This window comes from Flavobacterium sp. KMS, from assembly GCF_000813005.1.
Taxonomy (GTDB): Bacteria; Bacteroidota; Bacteroidia; order Flavobacteriales; family Flavobacteriaceae; genus Flavobacterium.
Window position 1 is genome coordinate 1 of record NZ_JSYP01000056.1, and the last position, 1,422, is coordinate 1,422.

Here is a 1,422-nt window from a genome sequence, read left to right on the forward strand (position 1 = left end):
ATTAGCTCAGCTGGCTAGAGCGCCTGCCTTGCACGCAGGAGGTCAACGGTTCGACTCCGTTATTCTCCACGAAATAATTGACAATTATCAATTGATAATTATTAATTGTTAAAGTTCATTGACATATTGAGATAAGAAAATAATAAAAAGTAGAAAGCATTTTTTATTGAAAGTAGCAATACAGACGATAAAGAAAACGGTCTTGATTTATCAAGACTGGTACAATAAGCAAAATAAGGGCGTATGGGGGATGCCTTGGCTCTCAGAGGCGATGAAAGGCGTGATAAGCTGCGAAAAGTTACGGGGATCGGCACACACGACTTGATCCGTAAATACCTGAATGGGGCAACCCACTATGTTGAAGACATAGTACACCGATAGGTGGGCAAACCCGCTGAACTGAAACATCTAAGTAGGCGGAGGAGAAGAAAACAAAAGTGATTCCGTAAGTAGTGGCGAGCGAACGCGGATTAGCCCAAACCAATGTTGTTACGGCAATGTTGGGGTTGTAGGACCACGACATTTCTTGCACAAAGAATTAGAATCTACTGGAAAGTAGAACCACAGAGGGTGATAGTCCCGTATAGGTAATGAGTGTAAAGGATAGTGGTATCCTGAGTAGGGCGGGGCACGTGAAACCCTGTCTGAATTTGGCGGGACCATCCGCTAAGGCTAAATACTCCTGAGAGACCGATAGTGAACCAGTACCGTGAGGGAAAGGTGAAAAGAACCGTGAATAACGGAGTGAAATAGATCCTGAAACCATACGCTTACAAGCGGTCGGAGCCCTTTCGTGGGGTGACGGCGTGCCTTTTGCATAATGAGCCTACGAGTTAACGTTGCTGGCAAGGATAAGTGGTTAAGCCACGGATCCGTAGCGAAAGCGAGTCTGAATAGGGCGCTTTAGTCAGTAGTGTTAGACGCGAAACCGTGTGATCTACCCATGGGCAGGTTGAAGCTGTGGTAACACACAGTGGAGGACCGAACCGGTTGACGTTGAAAAGTCTTCGGATGACCTGTGGGTAGGGGTGAAAGGCCAATCAAACTCGGAAATAGCTCGTACTCCCCGAAATGCATTTAGGTGCAGCGTTGTGCATAAAGTTATATAGAGGTAGAGCTACTGATTGGATGCGGGGGCTTCACCGCCTACCAATTCCTGACAAACTCCGAATGCTATATAATGTTTCACAACAGTGAGGGCTTGGGTGCTAAGGTCCAAGTCCGAGAGGGAAAGAACCCAGACCATCAGCTAAGGTCCCCAAATATATGTTAAGTTGAAAGAACGAGGTTTGTCTGCCCAGACAGCTAGGATGTTGGCTTGGAAGCAGCCATTCATTTAAAGAGTGCGTAACAGCTCACTAGTCGAGCGGACGAGCATGGATAATAATCGGGCATAAACATATTACCGAAGCTATGGATTTT

The 1,422-nt window shown here is 46.2% G+C and carries 1 tRNA gene and 1 rRNA gene; both read left to right on the forward strand.

Annotated elements, in window-relative coordinates:
• Positions 1 to 69, forward strand: a tRNA-Ala gene (locus tag OA93_RS23950).
• Between the two features lie 153 nt (positions 70 to 222).
• A 23S ribosomal RNA gene (locus tag OA93_RS23955) occupies positions 223 to 1,422 on the forward strand; the annotation flags it as partial.